Genomic DNA, 16,959 nt, shown 5'->3' with positions numbered 1-16,959 from the left:
TGGCCGACGCGCCTCTCCTCGGCGTTTTGTAGGGCGTTTTCGCGGCTCCAGCCCGGGGTTTTCGCGCTCTTTCTCGCCGATTCGGAGCCGCGGGGTTTGGTGTAAAGTCGGCCCCATGCATCCTGTTGCGGCTACAAAGGCGACGAGCGCGGAACGGCGTCGCGCCGAGCACCGCGTTCGTCGGAGCCGGGAGCCCGGTGCCGCGCGCTAGGAGGTCGTCCGGGTACGGCTCGGATCGGGACCTGATCGAAGCCTGCCGCGAGGGCGATGCCGGCGCCTGGAGCGCCGTGCTGGACCGCTACGAGCGCCTGGTCTTCTCCATACCGCTCGGCTACGGGCTCTCCCGCCACGACGCCGCGGACGTCTCCCAGATCACCTTCACCATCCTCCTCCAGAGCCTCGACTCGCTGCGCGAGGACAGCAGGCTCGGCCCCTGGCTCGCCACCGTGGCCCGCCGCCACACCTGGCGCCTCATGCAGCGCGGGCTCCGCGAGGGCCCCAACAGGGGCGAGGACCTCGCCGACAGCGCGGTGCTGGTCGGCAAGGGGGGCACCGAGTCGGTCGAGCACTGGGAGACGACCGAGTGGCTGAACCAGGGCCTCTCCCTGCTCAACGAGCCCTGCCGGAGGCTCCTGACCGCGCTCTACTTCGACGAGACCCAGCCCTCCTACGCCGAGGTGGCCGAACGCTTGAACATGCCCGTCGGCAGCATCGGCCCCACCCGCGCCCGCTGCCTCAAGAGCCTCAAGCAGGCCCTGAACGCCCCGTAAGCCGCGCCGGCCGGGCGGCGGAAAGGAACTTCCCGAAGATACGTCGAACGCGCGTATCTTTCGGCAGCTCTGCTAGCATTCATGGGGGACGAGGGTCCTTAGAGTATCTCGGGGAGAAGAGGATGACGCAGCCCAGAAAGATCGCCTTCGACCGCCTCGCCGACTGGGTCGAGGGTCGTCTCCCCGAGGAGGAGGCGAGGGTCGTCGAGGAGCAGATGAGGGACGCCGACGAGGAGACCCTCGCCGAGGTCGAGTGGCTGCGGGCGTTCGCCCGGGTCAGCGAGGGGACCGTCTTCGACTCGCCGCCCCCGGAGGTGCGCGAGAAGCTCGAGCGCCGGTTCGAAGCGTTCGCGGAGGGTCGGAGACCCAACCTCTTCCGGCGCCTGGTCGCGAAGCTCTCTTTCGAGGGCGGCGTGCAGCCGGCTTTCGGCGTGCGGTCCGCCGGAGCGCAGGAGACCCAGGGCCAGTTCACCTACACCACCGACGCCGCCGACGTCGTCTTGAACGTCCTCCGGCGCCCGCGCGACGGCCGCCTGGACCTCGACGGCCAGGTCTTCCCCGCCGGTGAGGCGGAGCCCGCCACCTTCAGCGTTCAGCTCCTGAGCGGCGAGCGCGAGGCCGGCATAACCACGACCGACGAGCTCGGCGAGTTCGTCTTCGAGTCCGTCGTCCCCGGCGAGTACGAGATCCTCGTGAGCGGCGAGCGGGTCGAGATCCAGATCCCGGCCGTAGAGCTCCGCCTGTAAGCGATGGCCGAGCCCTCCGGCAACGGGGTAGCGCCCGCCGTCGTCGAGGAGCTGCTGGCCCTGCCCACGCCCGAGGGACAGGCGGCGTTTCTGCGCGGCGCCGGGCTGCTGAACGCGGAAGGGCTGAGTCGGCTGCTCGACGTCGCCGACGACTCGTTGGGGAGCGATCCGGCCAGGGCCCGCCGGATCGCCGAGCTCTGCGTCGAGCTGGCCGAGAGGGCTCGCGCGCCCTCCGCCGTGCCAAGAGCGAACTACATACGCGCCGGATCGCACAACGCGAACGGCGAGTTCGAGAAGGATCTTCTCCTCACCAGAGCCGCTCACGACGGATACGTCGCCCTCGGGATGAACCTGGAGGCGGTGCGCACCAACGTGGGGAAGATGGACGCGCTTCTCCTGCTGGGACGGTACCAGGAGGCTCTCGACGCCGGGCGAGCCGTTCTGGACGCCCTGGACGGCAAGGGCGAGCTCGCGCTCTCTCCGACGGGGGAGCAGCGGGACCTACTGGCCGCGCTCGTGAACCAGAACCTCGGCGTGTGCCACGAGTACATGGGCCGCTACGAAGAAGCTCTCGGCGCCTACGCGTCCGCCGAAGAGCGGTACCAGGCCCTCGGCATGACCGAGCACCTCGGCGAGATCCTGGGCAACAGGGGCAACGTCCTCTGGCACCTCGGCCGAGGCAGCGAGGCCCTGGAGGCCCACGAAGCCGCCGCCCGCATCTTCGGGGAGGCCGGTCTTACCCTGTCTTATGCCAAGACCCTCGTCAACATCGGGGCGGCCCACCTGCGTCTCGGCAACTACACTCGCAGCCTCAACGCCCTCACGCAGGCACGTCGCCCGCTCGACTCCCTCGAAGCGTTGGCGGACAAGCACCTTCTCCTGCGCCACCTGGCTGACGCGTACCTTGCGCTCAACCTGTACTCCGAGGCGCTGGCGGCCTACCGGGAATCCGAGGGCTTGCTGAAGACCGCGGGATGGCGCACGAGCGGGCGCAGGCGTTGTGGGCATGGGCTCGGCCTTGACCGCCCGGTGGGAGTTCGAAGAGGCCGAGGGGGTGCTCGCCGAGGCCGCCACCCTGTTCGCCGCCGCCGGCAACGTCCCGCTGCTCTCCGGTGTAGTGCTGGAACGGGCCTCCCTGCTAGAAGCTCAGGGGATCGCGAAGCCGCCCTGGCGCTGGTGCGCCGAGCGCTGGATCTCATCTCGGGGGAAGACCTGCCGGTACAACTCTTCTACTCCCACCTGCGTCTCGCGGATCTGCTGACGGACGCGGCCGAGGCCGAGGCTTCCCTTCAAGAGGCCCGGCGGCTCGCGGATCGGTTGGCGCTGCCGCAACTGCGCTACCGGTCGAACGAACGGCTGGGCCGCCTGCGTCGGTTGCAGGGTCGCGACGAGGAGGCACGGGCCCTGCTGGAGGCGGCGGTGGAAGAGATCGAACGCCTGCGCGGCACCGTCGCTCAGGACGCCATGCGCGCATCGTTCTTGAGGGACAAGACCGCCGCTTACGAGGGCCTGTTGCAGGTCAACCTCGATCGGGGCGAGGCGGACGTCCGGCGGGCGTTCGCCGTGGCCGAGCGGGCAAAGTCCCGCGGGCTGGTGGACCTGCTCGTCGGCGTCGCCGAGAAGGAGAGGGGGGTGTTCGCGGACCCCGAGTCGGAGGGACGGCTCCGGGCCCTGCAGGCCGACCTCAACGCTACCTACAACGAGTTGCTCGGCATCCCCGCCGACGGCGAGCACCAGGCGTCTCCGACGGATCTGCACGCTCGGGCCGCCGAGCTGGAGCGGGAGATCAGCCTGCTGCGGCTACAAGTGCCGGCCACCGCCCCAGATCCGTTTGTGGCCTCCGAGCCGCTGGAGGACACGCTGGGCGCTCTGTCCCCCGACGTAACCCTGGTCGCCTACCACGTCGTCGGAGACGAGATCATGGCGTTCGTCAACGCTCGGGGCCGCGTTCGCGTCGCCCGGCACCTCGGCTCGGCGTCTGCGGTACAGCGCCTCTTGCGACGCCTGATGGTGCAGTGGGACCGCATCCGCCTGGGCGCGGGGTTGGCCGGCCGGCACATGGCGCTGCTCGAAAGGTCGGCGCGGCAGGTACTGGCCGCGCTCTATGCCGAAGTGGCGGCGCCGCTCGAACCATTTCTCGAGGAGGCAGAGAGCCTCGCCTGCAAAGGCGGCGTTTCCGCGCCGGAGCTCGCCGTCGTGCCCCACGGCCTGCTCCACCAGGTGCCCTTCCACGCCCTGTTCGACGGCGAGCGGTACCTGATCGAGCGTTTCGAGGTCTCCTACGCTCCGAGCGCGACAGTGTACGCGCTCTGCCAGGAGAGGGTGCCCGCCGACTCGGGCAGGGCCCTGGTCCTCGGCGTAGAAGACCCCCTGATACCGGCCGCGATGCTCGAAGCCCGCGCCGTCGCGGAGCAACTCCCGGGGGCCGAGATACGCGACGGGAGTCGGGCCACTCTGGTCTCCCTGCGGAGCGAGCCGGCCGGCTGCGACGCCCTGCACCTGGCGTGTCACGGCCTGTTACGCTCCGACAACCCGATGTTCTCCTCCCTCAAGCTGCACGACGGTTGGCTGACCGCCGCCGACGCGATGGACCTCGACCTACCCGGCGCCCTGGTCGTCCTGAGCGCCTGCGAATCGGGGCGGAACGAGGTGATCGGGGGCGACGAGGTGATCGGCCTCACCCGGGCGTTCCTCGGCGCAGGGGCGGCCACGCTCGTGGTCAGCTTGTGGCTGGTGCAGGACGAGACGACGGCCTCGTTGATGCGCGACTGGTACCGGCGGCTGCGAGAAGGAGAGGGAAGGGCCGCCGCCCTGCGCGCCGCGCAACTGGAGATCAAGAAGGGATACCCGCACCCCTACTACTGGGCGCCCTTCGTCCTCACGGGGAAGCGCTAGCCCGCGAGGTACCACTCAGGGTTCCGCTCCGCCAGATCCTCCGTCCCAGCGCACGACTCGTCACTGGCCAACGCAATACAACGAATACCGCGAGCAATGCCGTCGAGCCGTCGACGACCTTGCCGCCGTCGATCTTGCGCACGCCGCGTACCCGTAGGAGAGGCAAAGGGCAACCGTATAAGAGCTTCCTAATTCTCTTCTAACCAAGTTTTAACGGCGTGCGTAATACCATCCATGTATCAAACACTTCTCGACAGCGCATAGCTCTTGGAGCAGGGTACGAGAGCTCATCCGACACGGGGGTAGGATCGTGAGAAGCCAGGCTATACGACGAGCTAGTGCGACGCCGATCACCGCGCTGTTGCTGTTGGTGCTGTTCGGCGTTCTCGCTCTCCAGCCCGACCCGGCGCGCGCCCAGGAGAGCGACGGCGGCGAGTTCGTCGACGGCGAGATCGTCGTGAAGCTGACCCCTGGCACGGACGTAGCCGCCGTAAACCGGGACTACGGCACGCAGACGAAAGACACGTTCCTGGGTAGCGCGCGCATCTACCTGCTCGGGGTGGCGGACGGCGAAGGTACGGAGGCCAAGGCGGAGCGGATGGAGGAAGACGGGCTACGCTTCAGCTACGCCGAGCCGAACTTCGTCACCGACGTCCCCGAGGGCAAACCCAGTTTCAGGGCCCGCGCCGACAGCGCCCCCGCGCCTTCGTCCGACCGGGCGCCCTACGGCGAGCAGTACGCGGTCGGCGCGCTGAACCTGCCGTGCGCCAACGGCATCAGCCGCGGGGCGGGTGCCGTGGTCGCGATCCTCGACACCGGGGTGCAGCAGGGCCATCCGGATCTGAGGGACAGCCTGGTCCCGGGATACGACTTCGTGGACGATGAGCCGAATCCGGAGGAAGAGCCCGAGGGTACGATGACGGGCCACGGCACGCACGTGGCCGGGATAGTGCACCTCGCCGCGCCGGACGCGAAGATCATGCCGCTGCGGGTGCTCGACGCGGAGGGCCGGGGCAACGTCTTCGTGATCGCCGAGGCCGTGCAGCGGGCCGTCGACCCCGACGGCAACCCCGCCACGGACGACGGCGCCGACGTGATCAACCTGAGCCTCGGCTCCTCGACGCAGTCGGAGCTTCTAGCGGACGTGACGGACGACCTCTCGGACGACGACGACGTGGATGCCCTGCGGGGCGTCCCGGCCGAGGGCGTCGTCGCGGTGGCCTCGGCGGGCAACGAGAGCGCCGAGAGCCTCGTCTACCCGGCGGCCGAGGCGGGGGTGCTGGCGGTCGCCTCGGTCGGGGAGGACGAGACGAAGTCCGATTTCTCGAACTTCGGCTCCTCCTGGATCGACGTCGCCGCACCCGGCGACGACGTCTACAGCGCCTTCCCGACCGACCGTTACGCCTCCTGGGACGGCACCTCGATGGCCGCCCCGTTCGTCGCCGGGCAGGCGGCCCTGATACGGAGCCGCGAGGGCTCGAGCACCCCCGCGGCGGTGGAGGCCCTGATCCGCGAGACCGCCCGCCCGCTGGACGCCAAGAACCCGGCCTACGCCGGCAAGCTGGGCGCCGGCCACGCGGACGTCGGCGCGAGCATGCAGAAGCAGAGCGGCGGCAGCGCATGCGCCTCCCCGCTCAACCCCCGCCCCGAACACGACCCCCCGAGCGCCCCCCTCCGAACACGGCCCCCTCGATCTCCGCCGTGCGCCCGACCCCGGGCTCGCGCACCTTCGACAGGACGCCCGTCGTAAGGGCGACGGTCAGGGACGCCCAGACGAACCTGGCGAAGGGCAACATCAGGTTGTTCGTGGACGGGCGCGCGGTAAAGACCTTCTCGTACGACCGCGCGACGGACCGTCTGAGCTATACGAGCGGCCGGCTCTCCTACGCCACGCACAGGGTGAGGATGGTCGCCACCGACGCACGGGGGGCCGCCACGAGCAAGACCTGGGCCTTCAGGGTTGCCCGGCGCTAGAACGCCCCGAACCGCATCCCCGGTAACGAGCGCCCCGGCCTCCCGAGGAAGTCGCCAAGGCCCGGCCGAACGCCGCCGGCTCGTCAGCCCCTCGGGCACGGCTCGCCTTCGTCCGGCGTGGCAGCGGCGCCCTCCCGTCGGGGTTCGTGTCGACCGGCTGGCTTCTTCGTGCAGACGGTTGCGCGCTTGCCCCTTGCGGCCAGGAATCGGGGGCCTGGCTTCGCCCCGCCGCCGGCGGACGCCGTCTGACGCGCCGCGTTTCATGAGGCAGTTTCGCTTGTTGTAGAAGACACGAATATTTAACTATTTTTTAATCTCCCGCCTCGCACTTGTGGGGTGCAAGGCGAGAGCCCCAAAGGGACGTGGACCGGCCGGTTCCGGGGGCACAAAGGAGAGGAGAGCATATGTTGAGGAGATTTCTGGCTATGGCGCTCGCGAGCGTCTTGGCCCTGGCGATCGCGGCGCCGGCCGCGCTGGCCGAGGAGAGGGTGTGCAGGGGGACGATAGGCGCGGTCACCGTGGACAACGTTAGGGTCTCGTCCGGGGCGGCGTGTACGCTGAACGGCACCAGGGTCGAGGGGACCATCAAGGTCGAGAACGGCGCGACGCTCGTCGCCAACGGCGTCCGGGTCAAGGGCAACGTGCAGAGCGAGGGCTTCCAGGGCGTCCGCCTCGCCAACGGCTCCGTCGTCGTGGGCAGCGTGCAGCTCAAGAACGGGCTGAGCGGCGGCCTCGCGAGCGTGTCTTCTACGCGCATCAACGGCGACTTGCAGTTCGAGGCGAACCGTGCCCGGGTGGAGGCGAGCAACAGCACGATCCTCGCGAACCTGCAGGCCGTGCAGAACACGGGCGGGGTGGTGCTGACGAACAACACCATCTCCCAGAACCTCCAGTGCAAGGAGAACAACCCGCCCCCGACCGGCGGCGGCAACGTGGCGGGCGACAAGGAAGACCAGTGCGCCGCGCTCTGATCTAGCCCGGCGCGGATCCCGCGGCTCCCCCGACCGGAGGAGCCGCCGGCCGGAAGAGAGGCCGTCCCCACTCCTGAGGGGCGGCCTCTCTTCGTCCCGCGCGAGCCCGCGTATTTTTCGGTGGGGGTTCGCGCATTCGTCGTTTAACGACCGTGAAACAAAGGCGATCCAGAACCAGGAGGCAAGGTGGGACATCGGGAACGTACTCGAATCAGCATCTTCGCGGCGGGAGAGCCGGGGGGCGGGGCGCGCCGGCCGGGGGGGAGCCGCGGACCCTGCGCCGGTCCCTCGGTGTTCGCGCGGTTCGACGAGGCGGGGGCGACGCGTTCCTACCGCTGGCGCACGCAGGCGGCGGGCGAACAGGAGCCCTTCTCCGTGTCGTCGGGGGCCGCCGGCCGAGGGCACGTCGACGGGCCCGATGACCCCGCGCGCCTCAGGCCGACGAGGCCGGCGAGCGGGTCGCTACGCATCGTAAGAGAGTTCTAACCCCGATGTTAGGCGTGTTTAACCGTGCTGTAACAGACTCTTGAGGCAACAACGGAGGCACGGTCGAGGAGAGGCTTCGTGGCCGATCCTTCCGGGTCGGGAGATCCCGGATCGGGAACCCCGAGCCCTCCCATCGACCACCGACCGAGAGGAGAGCACGATGGCTTTACGCGTTCTTGTGGCACCGTCCGGTTTCAAGGAGAGCCTCGAGGCCGAGCAGGTCGCCGAGTGCATCGAGGAGGGCGTGCTGCGGGTCGTGCCGGACGCCGAGATCTCGAAGGCGCCGATGGTGGACGGCGGCGAGGGCTTCACGAAGACGCTCGTGAACGCCACCGGCGGCACCCTGCACGAGGTCACGGTGACGGGCCCGGTCGGGGAGCCCGTGGAGTCGTACTTCGGGATCCTGGGCGGTGCCGAGGGCACGCCGCGTGTCGCCGTTCTGGAGATGGCCGCCGCCGCGGGGCTGAGGCTCGTGCCGCGGGACCTCAGGGACCCGTCCGGGACGACCACGTACGGGGTGGGGGAGCTTATCCGCGCGGCGCTCGACGCCGGGGCCGATTGTATCCTCGTCGGCTGCGGGGACTCGGGGACCACCGACGGCGGCGCCGGGATGGCCCAGGCCCTCGGGGTACGCCTCCTCGACCGGGCCGGCAACGAGCTCGACCGGGGCGGGGCGGAGCTCGCCCGGTTGGACAGCGTGGACCTCTCTGGCCGCGACCCGCGCCTCGACTCCGTGCCGATAGAGGTCGCGTGCAACTGGCACAACGTCCTGTGCGGGCCCAGGGGGGTCGCGAGGGTCTTCGGGCCCCAGAAGGGCGCTACGCCCGAGGCCGTCGAGAAGCTCGACGCGGCGCTCGAGAACTACGCCGCCGTGATCCGGGAGCAGGTCGGCGTGGACGCTCGCCAGATGCCGGGCGGCGGGGCCTCCGGCGGGCTGGGGACGGGCCTGCAGGCGCTCGTCGGGGCCACCCTGCACCCGCGCTACGAGATCGTCTCGCGGTACCTGGAGATCGAGTCGCTGCTCGAGAAGGCCGACCTCGTCTTCACGGCCGAGGGGGGCATAGACTTCCAGACGCCGCGCGGCAAGATCCCCGTCGAGATAGCCCGGCGGGCGAAGCGCTACGGGCTGCCGGTGGTCGCCATCGTCGGGACCGTCGGCAAGGACGCCCAGATCAACCACGACCACGGCATAGACGCCTACGTCAGCATCCTGCAGGCGCCCGTCACCCTGGATCAGGCCATAGAGCAGGCTTGCGACCTCGTGACGGTGTGCGCCGAGGACGTAATGCGGCTCGTGATGCTCGGTCGGGAGCTGGCGCCCGCGTCGCCTTCGGGCTTCGGCGAGGAGCTCCGTCCAGAGGGAGCCCCCGCTGTCTAGCGCGACGAGAACCAGCCTCTGGGAGCGCGTAGACGCGCGGCGCGTCGAGATGCGCCGCGCGTCGGAGGCGCCTTCGGCGCCCGCGCCGCCCCGGCGGTTCCGCTGGGTGGTGGACGCGATGCTGCCGCTCGCGCTCTCGATCGTGGCCGGGATCGCCGTGCTCCTGCCGGCGTCGCTCCCGTACGAGGCGCGCGTGGCGCTCTTCATCTTCGCGCTCGCGGCCATCCTGTGGTCGACCACCAAGATCAACGCGGCGTACGTGGCGCTCGCGGCGCTGACCGTCGCCGTCATCACCGGCGGCAGCCCCCAGGAGAGCCTCTTCGACGCCCTGGCCTCGGACGTGGTCTGGCTCATGATAGGGGCGTTCGTGCTCGGGGGGGCCATGCGCGCCACCGGCCTCGCAGCACGGCTCACCGGCTTCGTCGTCGCGCGGGCCTCCTCCGTGCGCGGCATCCTGTGGCTGCTCACCACGGTGCTCATCCCGCTCTCGTTCGTCATCCCCTCGACGAGCGGCCGGGCGGCGGTGGTCATGCCGGTCTTCCGGAGCATCGCCGACGCGGCCGGGGACAAGAAGATCGTGCGCGCGCTCGCGCTCCTGATGCCGACCGTCATCCTGGTCGCGACCATCACCACGATCATCGGGGCCGGCTCGCACCTCATCGCCAACGACCTCCTCGCCCAGATCGCCGGTAGGAGGATCTCCTTCGCCCAGTGGGCGCTTTGGGGGACGCCGTTCGGCGTCGTCGCCAGCTACGCCTCCGCGTGGGTGATCATGCGGCTCTTTCTCGACAAGGACCGCCTCGACCGTCGGCTGGAGATCCCGCGCGAGGCACGGAGCGCCTTCTCCAGGGCCGAGAGGATAACGCTCGTGGTCCTGACGCTGATGGTCGGGCTCTGGCTCACGGAGGCCTTCCACGGCCTGGAGATCGCCACCGTGGCGGTCGCGGGGGCGCTCTTTCTGACCCTGCCGGGGCTCGGGGTGATGAGCTGGAAGGACGGGCTCAAGTCCGTCTCCTGGAACCTGATCGTCTTCGTCGGCGCGGCGCTCGCCCTCGGTGAGGCGCTCATAGAATCGGGCGCGGCGCAGTGGATCATCGACAACCTGTTCGCGGTCAGCGGCATCGCCGGGGCCCGCTCGGGGACGTTGATCCTGCTCATCGTCGCCTTCGTCTCGCTGACCTCGCACATCTACATGACCTCGCACGCGGCGCGCGCCGCCGCGCTCGTACCGCCGCTTCTGTACCTCGCGGGCAGCCTGGACCTGAACCCCGTCGCCGTCCTGTTTATCGGGACGGTCGGGATGGACTACTGCCTCACCTTCCCGGTCTCCTCCAAGGCGCTCCTGATGTTCCAGGAGGCCGGCAGCGAGACCTACGGGCCGGCGGACCTGCTCCGCCTGAGCTCGGTGCTGCTGATAATCCACCTGGTCCTTATCGTGGTCTTCTACTACGGCTACTGGCAGTGGACCGGACTGGCCCTCTAGGATCTTGAGGAGCGCATGAACCTTCGACGCAAACTCTTCGTAACCTTCGGAACCCTGGTGTTTCTGGGCCTCCTGGTCTCCGGCATCTCCATCTGGGCGACGATCCAGTGGAGGGCCACCGGCGAGGAGCTCCAGCGGCACTACACGCGCAGCCTGGAAGCCCAGAAGGTGCAGGGGGCGACCTTCCGGGCCCTCAAGGAGGTGTCGGACGTCCTCGCGCAGGGGGATACCAACGCCCGCCAGGAGTTCGAAGGGGCGATAGGGGCCGTGGATCAGGACCTCGACACGTGGGCCAGCCTGGCCGACACCGAGGAGGAACGGCGGCAGGTCGAGCAGGTCCGCACCTCCTACGAGAGGGTGGTGCGCGACGCGAACGAGGTCTTCGACCTGGTGGAGGCCGGGCGCACGGAGGAGGCGCAGGCCCTGGCCGAGAGGCGGCTCGAGGTCCAGCAGGACCCGGGGTGCCTCAGGGACCGCCCGCGCCCCCGGAGCAACCCGACGAGGACGAAGCCCCGGAACCCGACGACCTGCGGGACGACGAGGAGCTCGAGGGGGGCGGAGGAGGGATCCGGTTCGAGCTCGTCGGCCTCGTGCAGGAGCGTCCGGGCGAGAACAGCTTCCAGGCCTTCGAGTCCGCGACCGACAGGGCCATCGCCTCCGACCAGAGGGCGCGCGAGGACGTCCTGGCGCAGACGCAGAGCACCCGGAGGACCGCGCAGCTCGTCCTCATCATCGCGGCCTTCGGCACCCTGTCGCTGCTCCTGCTGCTCGCGGCGTACCTCGCCTCCGACCTCTTCCGCCCGCTGCGCGAGCTCAGGCAGGCGCTCGAAGACGTCGAGAAGGGGAACCTGGACCGGCGCGTCGACGAGGAGCGGGCCGACGAGCTCGGCGAGGTGAGCCGGGCGTTCAACCGGGCGATGGAGGCGATCTCCCGCCGCGAGGGGATGACCGGGTTGGCCCTGACGGCGGCGGACGAGAGCAGCGACGGCCCGGCCTGGCAGAGCGCCCCCTCCAGGGTCACGCTGCACCGCCTCGTCTCCAGGCTGCGCTCGAGGATAGCCCAGCTCGACGCCGCCGGGAGCAACGGCCACGCCGCGAAGCAGGACGATCTCGTCGAAGGGCTCGAGGGGCTCTCGCAGGCTATCGCCCGCATAACCGAGTTCGGCTTCCCGCTCGACCTGAACCTCTCGCGCACGGACATGCGGGCCCTGCTGTACAGGGTGTTCATGCGCTTTCAGGACGAGTTCTCCGAGCGGGCCGTCAGCATCGAGCTGGACATCGCACCCGAGGTCGACCACGCGACGGTGGACCGCCTCAAGCTGCGCGAGGCCGTGGGCGAGCTCCTGCAGAACGCGCTCTCTGCCCTGCCCGAGGCCGGCGGCCGGCTCGGGCTCCGCTCCCGCGTCTCCGAAGACGGCACCGAGCTCCTGATCGAGGTCGCCGACGACGGCGAGGGGGCCGACCAGTCGCTTATCGACGAGGCCTTCGACCCGGGCTCGGACCGTTCGGACGGCCGCCTCCGCGTCGGCCTCGCCCTCACCAGGGCTATCGTCGAGCAGCACGGCGGCGACCTCACGGTCGAGAGCGTCCCCGGCGGGGGGACGTACGCGAGGATCGGCCTGCCCCTGCGCGACTAGCGCACCCGCGGCGCAGATCTCCCCGGTTGCGCCGCGGGTGCGCTAGACGCTATAAATATAGCTATTGTGGTGAGCGCTCCCCGCGGACGTGGGAGAGAAGGGGCGAGGAGTGAGGCTACATGCATACGATGCTCGCCTAGAGGACGCCCGGGGCCCCCTCTGTTCGAGGGGCGTCGGGAGTATCCGTCGTCGGATCTCAGAGGGGTAAGGTGGGCAAGATAATTCTCCTGGTCGAGGATAACCCGGACGACGAGCTCCTGACCCGTCGCGCCCTCAAGAAAAACAACATCGGCAACGAGGTGGTGGTCGCCCGCGACGGGGCCGAGGCGCTGGACTACCTGTTCGGCACCGGGGTCCACGATGGCCGGGACCTGAGCGTAATGCCGCAGGTGATACTGCTGGACCTCAAGCTCCCGAAGATCGATGGCCTCGAGGTCTTGAAGCGCCTCAGGGGGGACGAGCGGACCAGGCTCCTGCCGGTCGTGATCCTGACCTCCTCCAAGGAGCAGCAGGACCTCGTGGACGGCTACGGCTACGGGGCGAACAGCTACATCCGCAAGCCGGTCGACTTCGCCCAGTTTATAGAGGCGGTGCGCCAGCTCGGGCTCTACTGGCTGGTCTTGAACGAGACCCCGAGGCGGGGAGGCTAGGGGCCCGTGAGCCTCCTCAGAGGCCTGGCGGCGCACCTGCGTCACGCGGCCCTCGCCTACGCTGTCCTGCTCGTCGCCATCATCCTTACCCTTCTGGCCTTCTACTACGTGCGCCAGAACGTCGAGGCCTCGGCCCGCGTGCGCTTCGACGACACCGTGCTGACCTCGCAGGAGGCGATCGTCCGCCGCCTGGAGCGCTACGTCAACGTCATGTTCGGGGCCCGCGGGCTCTTCTCGGCCTCGACCGAGGTGACCGAGGAGGACTGGCGCGGCTTCGTGGCCAGCCTGGACCTCGAGAACCGGTTCGAGGGCATACAGATGCTCGGCTACGCGAGGGCCGACGGACCGGACTCCTTCCCCATCACCTACGCCGCGCCCCTGAACGACGCCAACGGCGGCCTCGTCGGCTACGACGCCTACGCGATGGCGGCGGACCGCGCCGCCATGGACCGGGCCCGGGACGGGGGCGAGGTGGAGATGACGGGCAAGACCTTCGTGCTCTCCGAGGCCCCCCGGAGCGCGCTCGGGGACCTCGTGCTCGAGACGGGGGTCGTGGCGTACCTGCCGATCTACCGCAGGGGCGAGCCCGTGAGGACCGTCGCCGAGCGCCGGCGCGCCCTGGAGGGGTTCGTCGTCTCCTACCTGCCCACGGACCGGGTGCTCGCGGGCATCGTGGACGAGTCGTACGACCCTTCGGTGGACGTCGAGGTCTACGACGGCGCGGGGCTCACCCCCAGGAACCTCCTCTACGACAGCGACGGCGTCCAGCGCGCGAGCGAGGGCCAGACGGCCTCCGGAAGCTCCGGCGGCGCCTTCGCCGAGGTCACCGATCTGCCCGTCGGCGGGAGCGCCGCCGATCGTTCCGCGCGCGACGACTCCGTGCCGGTCGACGTGGCGGGGAGGGAGTGGAGCTTGTATTTCGAGACCCTGCCAGAGTTCGACCGGGGCGAGAACATCAGGCTGCCGCTCTTCGTGCTCCTCAGCGGCCTGGGGGTGAGCCTCCTGCTCTTCGGCATAACGTACATGCTCGTGCGCGCCCGGCTCGGGGCCGAGGAGGCCAGCGCCGGGATGGAGGAGGCCAACCGCGAGCTCGAGGTGACGAACCGCGAGCTCGAGGCGTTCTCGTACTCCGTCTCGCACGACCTGAGGGCCCCCCTGAGGAGCATCGACGGGTTCTCCCAGATTCTGCTCGAGGACTACGCGGACGACCTCGACGAGGAGGGGAAGGACTACCTGGGCAGGGTCCGGACCGCGAGCCAGCGGATGGGCCGCCTCATAGACGACCTCCTCGGCCTCTCGCGCGTCACCCGCGGGGCCCTGCGCCGGGAGCGGGTGAACCTGAGCACCGTCGCCCGCGAGGTCGCCGACGGGCTCCGCGAGTCCCGGCCCGACAGGGACGTCGAGTTCGAGATCCAGGACGGCATCGAGGTCCACTGCGACCCGCGCCTCGTGAGGGTGGCCCTGACGAACCTGATCGGCAACGCCTTCAAGTTCACCGAGAAGGAGGAGCGGGCCAGGATAGCCTTCGGGGAGGACCTCGAGCTCTCGTCCCGGGGCCGCGTCCCGGTCTACTACGTGAGGGACAACGGGGCGGGGTTCGACATGGAGTACGCGGACAAGCTGTTCGGGGCGTTCCAGAGGCTGCACGGCTCTGGGGAGTTCGAGGGGACGGGGATAGGGTTGGCGACGGTGCAGAGGATCGTGCACCGCCACGGGGGGAGGGCGTGGGCCGAGGGCGAGGTCGGCCGCGGCGCCTCCTTCTTCTTCACCCTCCGCCCGGGGCTCCAGATCGACCCGTCGCACCTCTCCGGGCGCGAGGGGCCCGAGAGGGGCCGGGTCGCGGTGACGGCGACGGGGGAGGCGCGCTCCGTAGGAAGGGAGGGCGAGGGGCGGCCCTTGCGCGTCCTGCTCGTCGAGGACTCGCCCGACGACGCCCTCTTCGTCCTGCGCGAGCTCAGGCGCGGCGGATACCGGGTCTCCCACGAGCGGGTCGAGACCGCGGGGGCATGCTCGCCGCCCTCAAGGGGGGCGAGTGGGACCTCGTCATCTCGGACCACGCCATGCCGCGCTTCAGCGCCCCGGCGGCGCTCGAGCTGCTCCGGTCCGGGGACTGGCCCGACCTGCCGTTCATCATCGTCTCCGGGCACATCGGGGAGGACGCGGCCGTGAAGGTCATGAAGGCCGGGGCCCAGGACTACGTCCCCAAGGACAACCTCGCCCGCCTCGCCCCCGCCGTCGAGCGGGAGCTCGAGGACGCCGAGGAGCGCCGCCAGCGCCGCCAGGCCCAGGAGGCCCTCAAGACCGCCGAGGAGAAGTACCGCGGGATCTTCGAGAACGCCGTCGAGGGCATCTTCCAGACCACGCTCGACGGCCGCCTGCTCACGGCGAACCCGATGATGGCCCGCATCTGCGGGTACGACTCCGCCGAGGAGATGGTGGAGACCCTCTGGGACATAGGGAGGCAGCTCTACGCCGAGCCCTCCCGGCGCGAGGAGTTCGCCCGGCGCATGAGCCGGGAGGGCAGGGTGTTCGAGTTCGAGGCGCGGTTCCTGCGCAAGGACGGGAGCGCGATCTGGATCTCCATGAACGCCCGCGCCGTCCGCGGCTCCTCCGGCGAGGTGGTCGGCTACGAGGGCACCCTGGAGGACATCACCGAGCGCAAGGAGGCCGAGGCCGAGCTCCGGCGCAGCCTCGACCGGCTCATGGCCATCCACGAGGCCGGGATCATCCTCGGCTCCACCCTGGAGCCAGAGGAGATCGGCACGCGCCTCCTGGAGATCATGCGTAGCATCTCCGGCCTGAACGCGGCGGCCATCTCCATCCGCGGCGAGGACGCCGAACCCGTCTCGGTCTGGCGCTCCATCGGCCTCGACGGAGCGGGGCGGGGGGTCCGCGAAGGCCCCAGGGTTCGGGAGGCCATCGAGACCGCGCTGCGCGACGAGGCCGCTCAGGTCTTCGCCCTCGCCGGTCCGGAGAGCGGGTTCGCGACGGGCATCTGCCTCCCCCTCATGGTGCGGGAGCGGGCCGTCGGGGTGCTGGAGGTGTACGGGCCGGGGGAGCTCGCCGACGGGGGCACCGTGAGCATCTTCGAGAGCCTCGCCGGGCAGGCGGCGAGCGCCTTCGAGAACGCCAGGCTCTACGGGGAGCTCATGGAGCGGGAGAAGAAGCTGCAGGAGCTTGTCGGCAAGATCCTCGTCGCCCAGGAGGAGGAGCGGCGCCGGGTCGCCTACGAGGTCCACGACGGCCTCGCCCAGGTCGCCGCCGCCGCCCACCAGCACCTCCAGGCCTTCGCCCACTTCCACCCGCCGCCGACCGCGGAGGGCCGGGAGGACCTGGACATGGTCTCGACCCTCGTGCGCCAGACCGTCGGCGAGGCGCGGAGGGTCATCGCCGACCTCCGGCCGACGGCCCTCGACGAGTTCGGGCTGCGCAGCGCCATCCGCCTCCACCTCGACGCCCTCAGGGCGAAGGGGTGGCGCATCGGCTACGAGGACGCTCTGGGCGACGGGCGCCTCCCGGCCTCGACCGAGACCGCGATCTTCCGCGTCGTTCAGGAGGCGCTGAACAACGTCGGCAAGCACGCGGGCACCACGCGCGTGGACGTCGCCCTCGTCCGCCGCCCGCAGCGACCCCTCGGACCAGGGGAGAGGGGCGGCATCCAGTTGCGCGTCCGCGACTACGGCAAAGGTTTCGTGCCGGTCGACGGCGCCGGGGCCGGTCCCGGCGAGAGGGTCGGCATGGCCGGGATGCGCGAGAGGATCACCCTGCTCGGCGGCGTCTTCCGGGTGGCGAGCCGCCCCGGCGTCGGCACCCTCGTGCTCGCCGAGATCCCGCTGCTCGGCGACCCCACGGGCAAGACCGTCGCGGACATCCTCTCGCGCCCCGCCAACAGCGACCCGCTGGACGCGCACGCGGGCTAACGCCCGGCCCCCCTCGAGCGTTCGGGCCAAGCGGTCCCGAGAGAGCCCG

Annotated in this window: 12 protein-coding genes and 1 pseudogene; all 13 read left to right on the top strand. The window is 70.2% G+C overall.

Going from position 1 to position 16,959, the window contains the following annotated elements; translation table 11 throughout:
- The first annotated feature begins 197 nt into the window (after positions 1–197).
- A complete protein-coding gene (locus tag GBA65_RS20565) occupies positions 198–770 on the top strand; it encodes an RNA polymerase sigma factor (protein WP_166398131.1) in 573 nt (190 codons plus the stop codon).
- Between the two features lie 122 nt (positions 771–892).
- The gene (locus tag GBA65_RS20560) at positions 893–1,516 is read left to right on the top strand and encodes a carboxypeptidase-like regulatory domain-containing protein (protein WP_166398130.1); all 624 of its coding nucleotides are present in this window, start codon (positions 893–895) and stop codon (positions 1,514–1,516) included.
- A gap of 3 nt (positions 1,517–1,519) precedes the next feature.
- On the top strand, positions 1,520–4,411 hold the full coding sequence (locus tag GBA65_RS20555; protein ID WP_166398129.1) for a CHAT domain-containing protein: 2,892 nt from the start codon (positions 1,520–1,522) through the stop codon (positions 4,409–4,411).
- A gap of 310 nt (positions 4,412–4,721) precedes the next feature.
- Complete coding sequence (locus GBA65_RS20550) at positions 4,722–6,161, top strand: S8 family serine peptidase (protein WP_166398128.1); 1,440 nt, start codon at positions 4,722–4,724, stop codon at positions 6,159–6,161.
- Positions 6,113–6,385, top strand: coding sequence for a hypothetical protein (locus GBA65_RS20545; protein ID WP_166398127.1), 273 nt, complete (start codon positions 6,113–6,115; stop codon positions 6,383–6,385). The genes GBA65_RS20550 and GBA65_RS20545 overlap by 49 nt, the downstream gene beginning before the upstream one ends.
- Positions 6,386–6,810: 425 nt before the next feature.
- A complete protein-coding gene (locus tag GBA65_RS20540) occupies positions 6,811–7,356 on the top strand; it encodes a hypothetical protein (RefSeq protein ID WP_207955983.1) in 546 nt (181 codons plus the stop codon).
- A gap of 646 nt (positions 7,357–8,002) precedes the next feature.
- Positions 8,003–9,220: a glycerate kinase family protein gene (locus tag GBA65_RS20535; RefSeq protein ID WP_166398125.1), complete on the top strand. Its 1,218-nt coding sequence runs from the start codon at positions 8,003–8,005 to the stop codon at positions 9,218–9,220.
- Between the two features lie 49 nt (positions 9,221–9,269).
- Positions 9,270–10,703 carry an SLC13 family permease gene (locus tag GBA65_RS20530; RefSeq protein ID WP_407691026.1) on the top strand — a complete coding sequence of 478 codons (1,434 nt, stop codon included), beginning with the start codon at positions 9,270–9,272 and terminating at the stop codon, positions 10,701–10,703.
- Positions 10,704–10,718: 15 nt separating this feature from the next.
- Positions 10,719–11,087: pseudogene (locus GBA65_RS26915) on the top strand (histidine kinase); the annotation flags it as partial.
- 77 nt (positions 11,088–11,164) lie between these two features.
- Positions 11,165–12,340, top strand: coding sequence for a sensor histidine kinase (locus tag GBA65_RS20525; protein ID WP_228281530.1), 1,176 nt, complete (start codon positions 11,165–11,167; stop codon positions 12,338–12,340).
- 209 nt (positions 12,341–12,549) lie between these two features.
- Positions 12,550–12,990: a response regulator gene (locus GBA65_RS20520; RefSeq protein ID WP_207955981.1), complete on the top strand. Its 441-nt coding sequence runs from the start codon at positions 12,550–12,552 to the stop codon at positions 12,988–12,990.
- A gap of 6 nt (positions 12,991–12,996) precedes the next feature.
- A complete protein-coding gene (locus GBA65_RS24775) occupies positions 12,997–15,159 on the top strand; it encodes a CHASE domain-containing protein (protein WP_228281529.1) in 2,163 nt (720 codons plus the stop codon).
- The gene (locus tag GBA65_RS20505; protein ID WP_228282019.1) at positions 15,051–16,910 is read left to right on the top strand and encodes a sensor histidine kinase; all 1,860 of its coding nucleotides are present in this window, start codon (positions 15,051–15,053) and stop codon (positions 16,908–16,910) included. Before GBA65_RS24775 ends, GBA65_RS20505 begins: the two co-directional genes overlap by 109 nt.
- Positions 16,911–16,959: the final 49 nt, after the last annotated feature.

The organism is Rubrobacter marinus (assembly GCF_011492965.1).
In the GTDB taxonomy this organism is placed as follows: domain Bacteria; phylum Actinomycetota; class Rubrobacteria; order Rubrobacterales; family Rubrobacteraceae; genus Rubrobacter_F; species Rubrobacter_F marinus.
The sequence above is the reverse complement of the archived record's forward strand: the minus strand, read 5'-3'. Positions and strand labels throughout refer to the sequence as shown.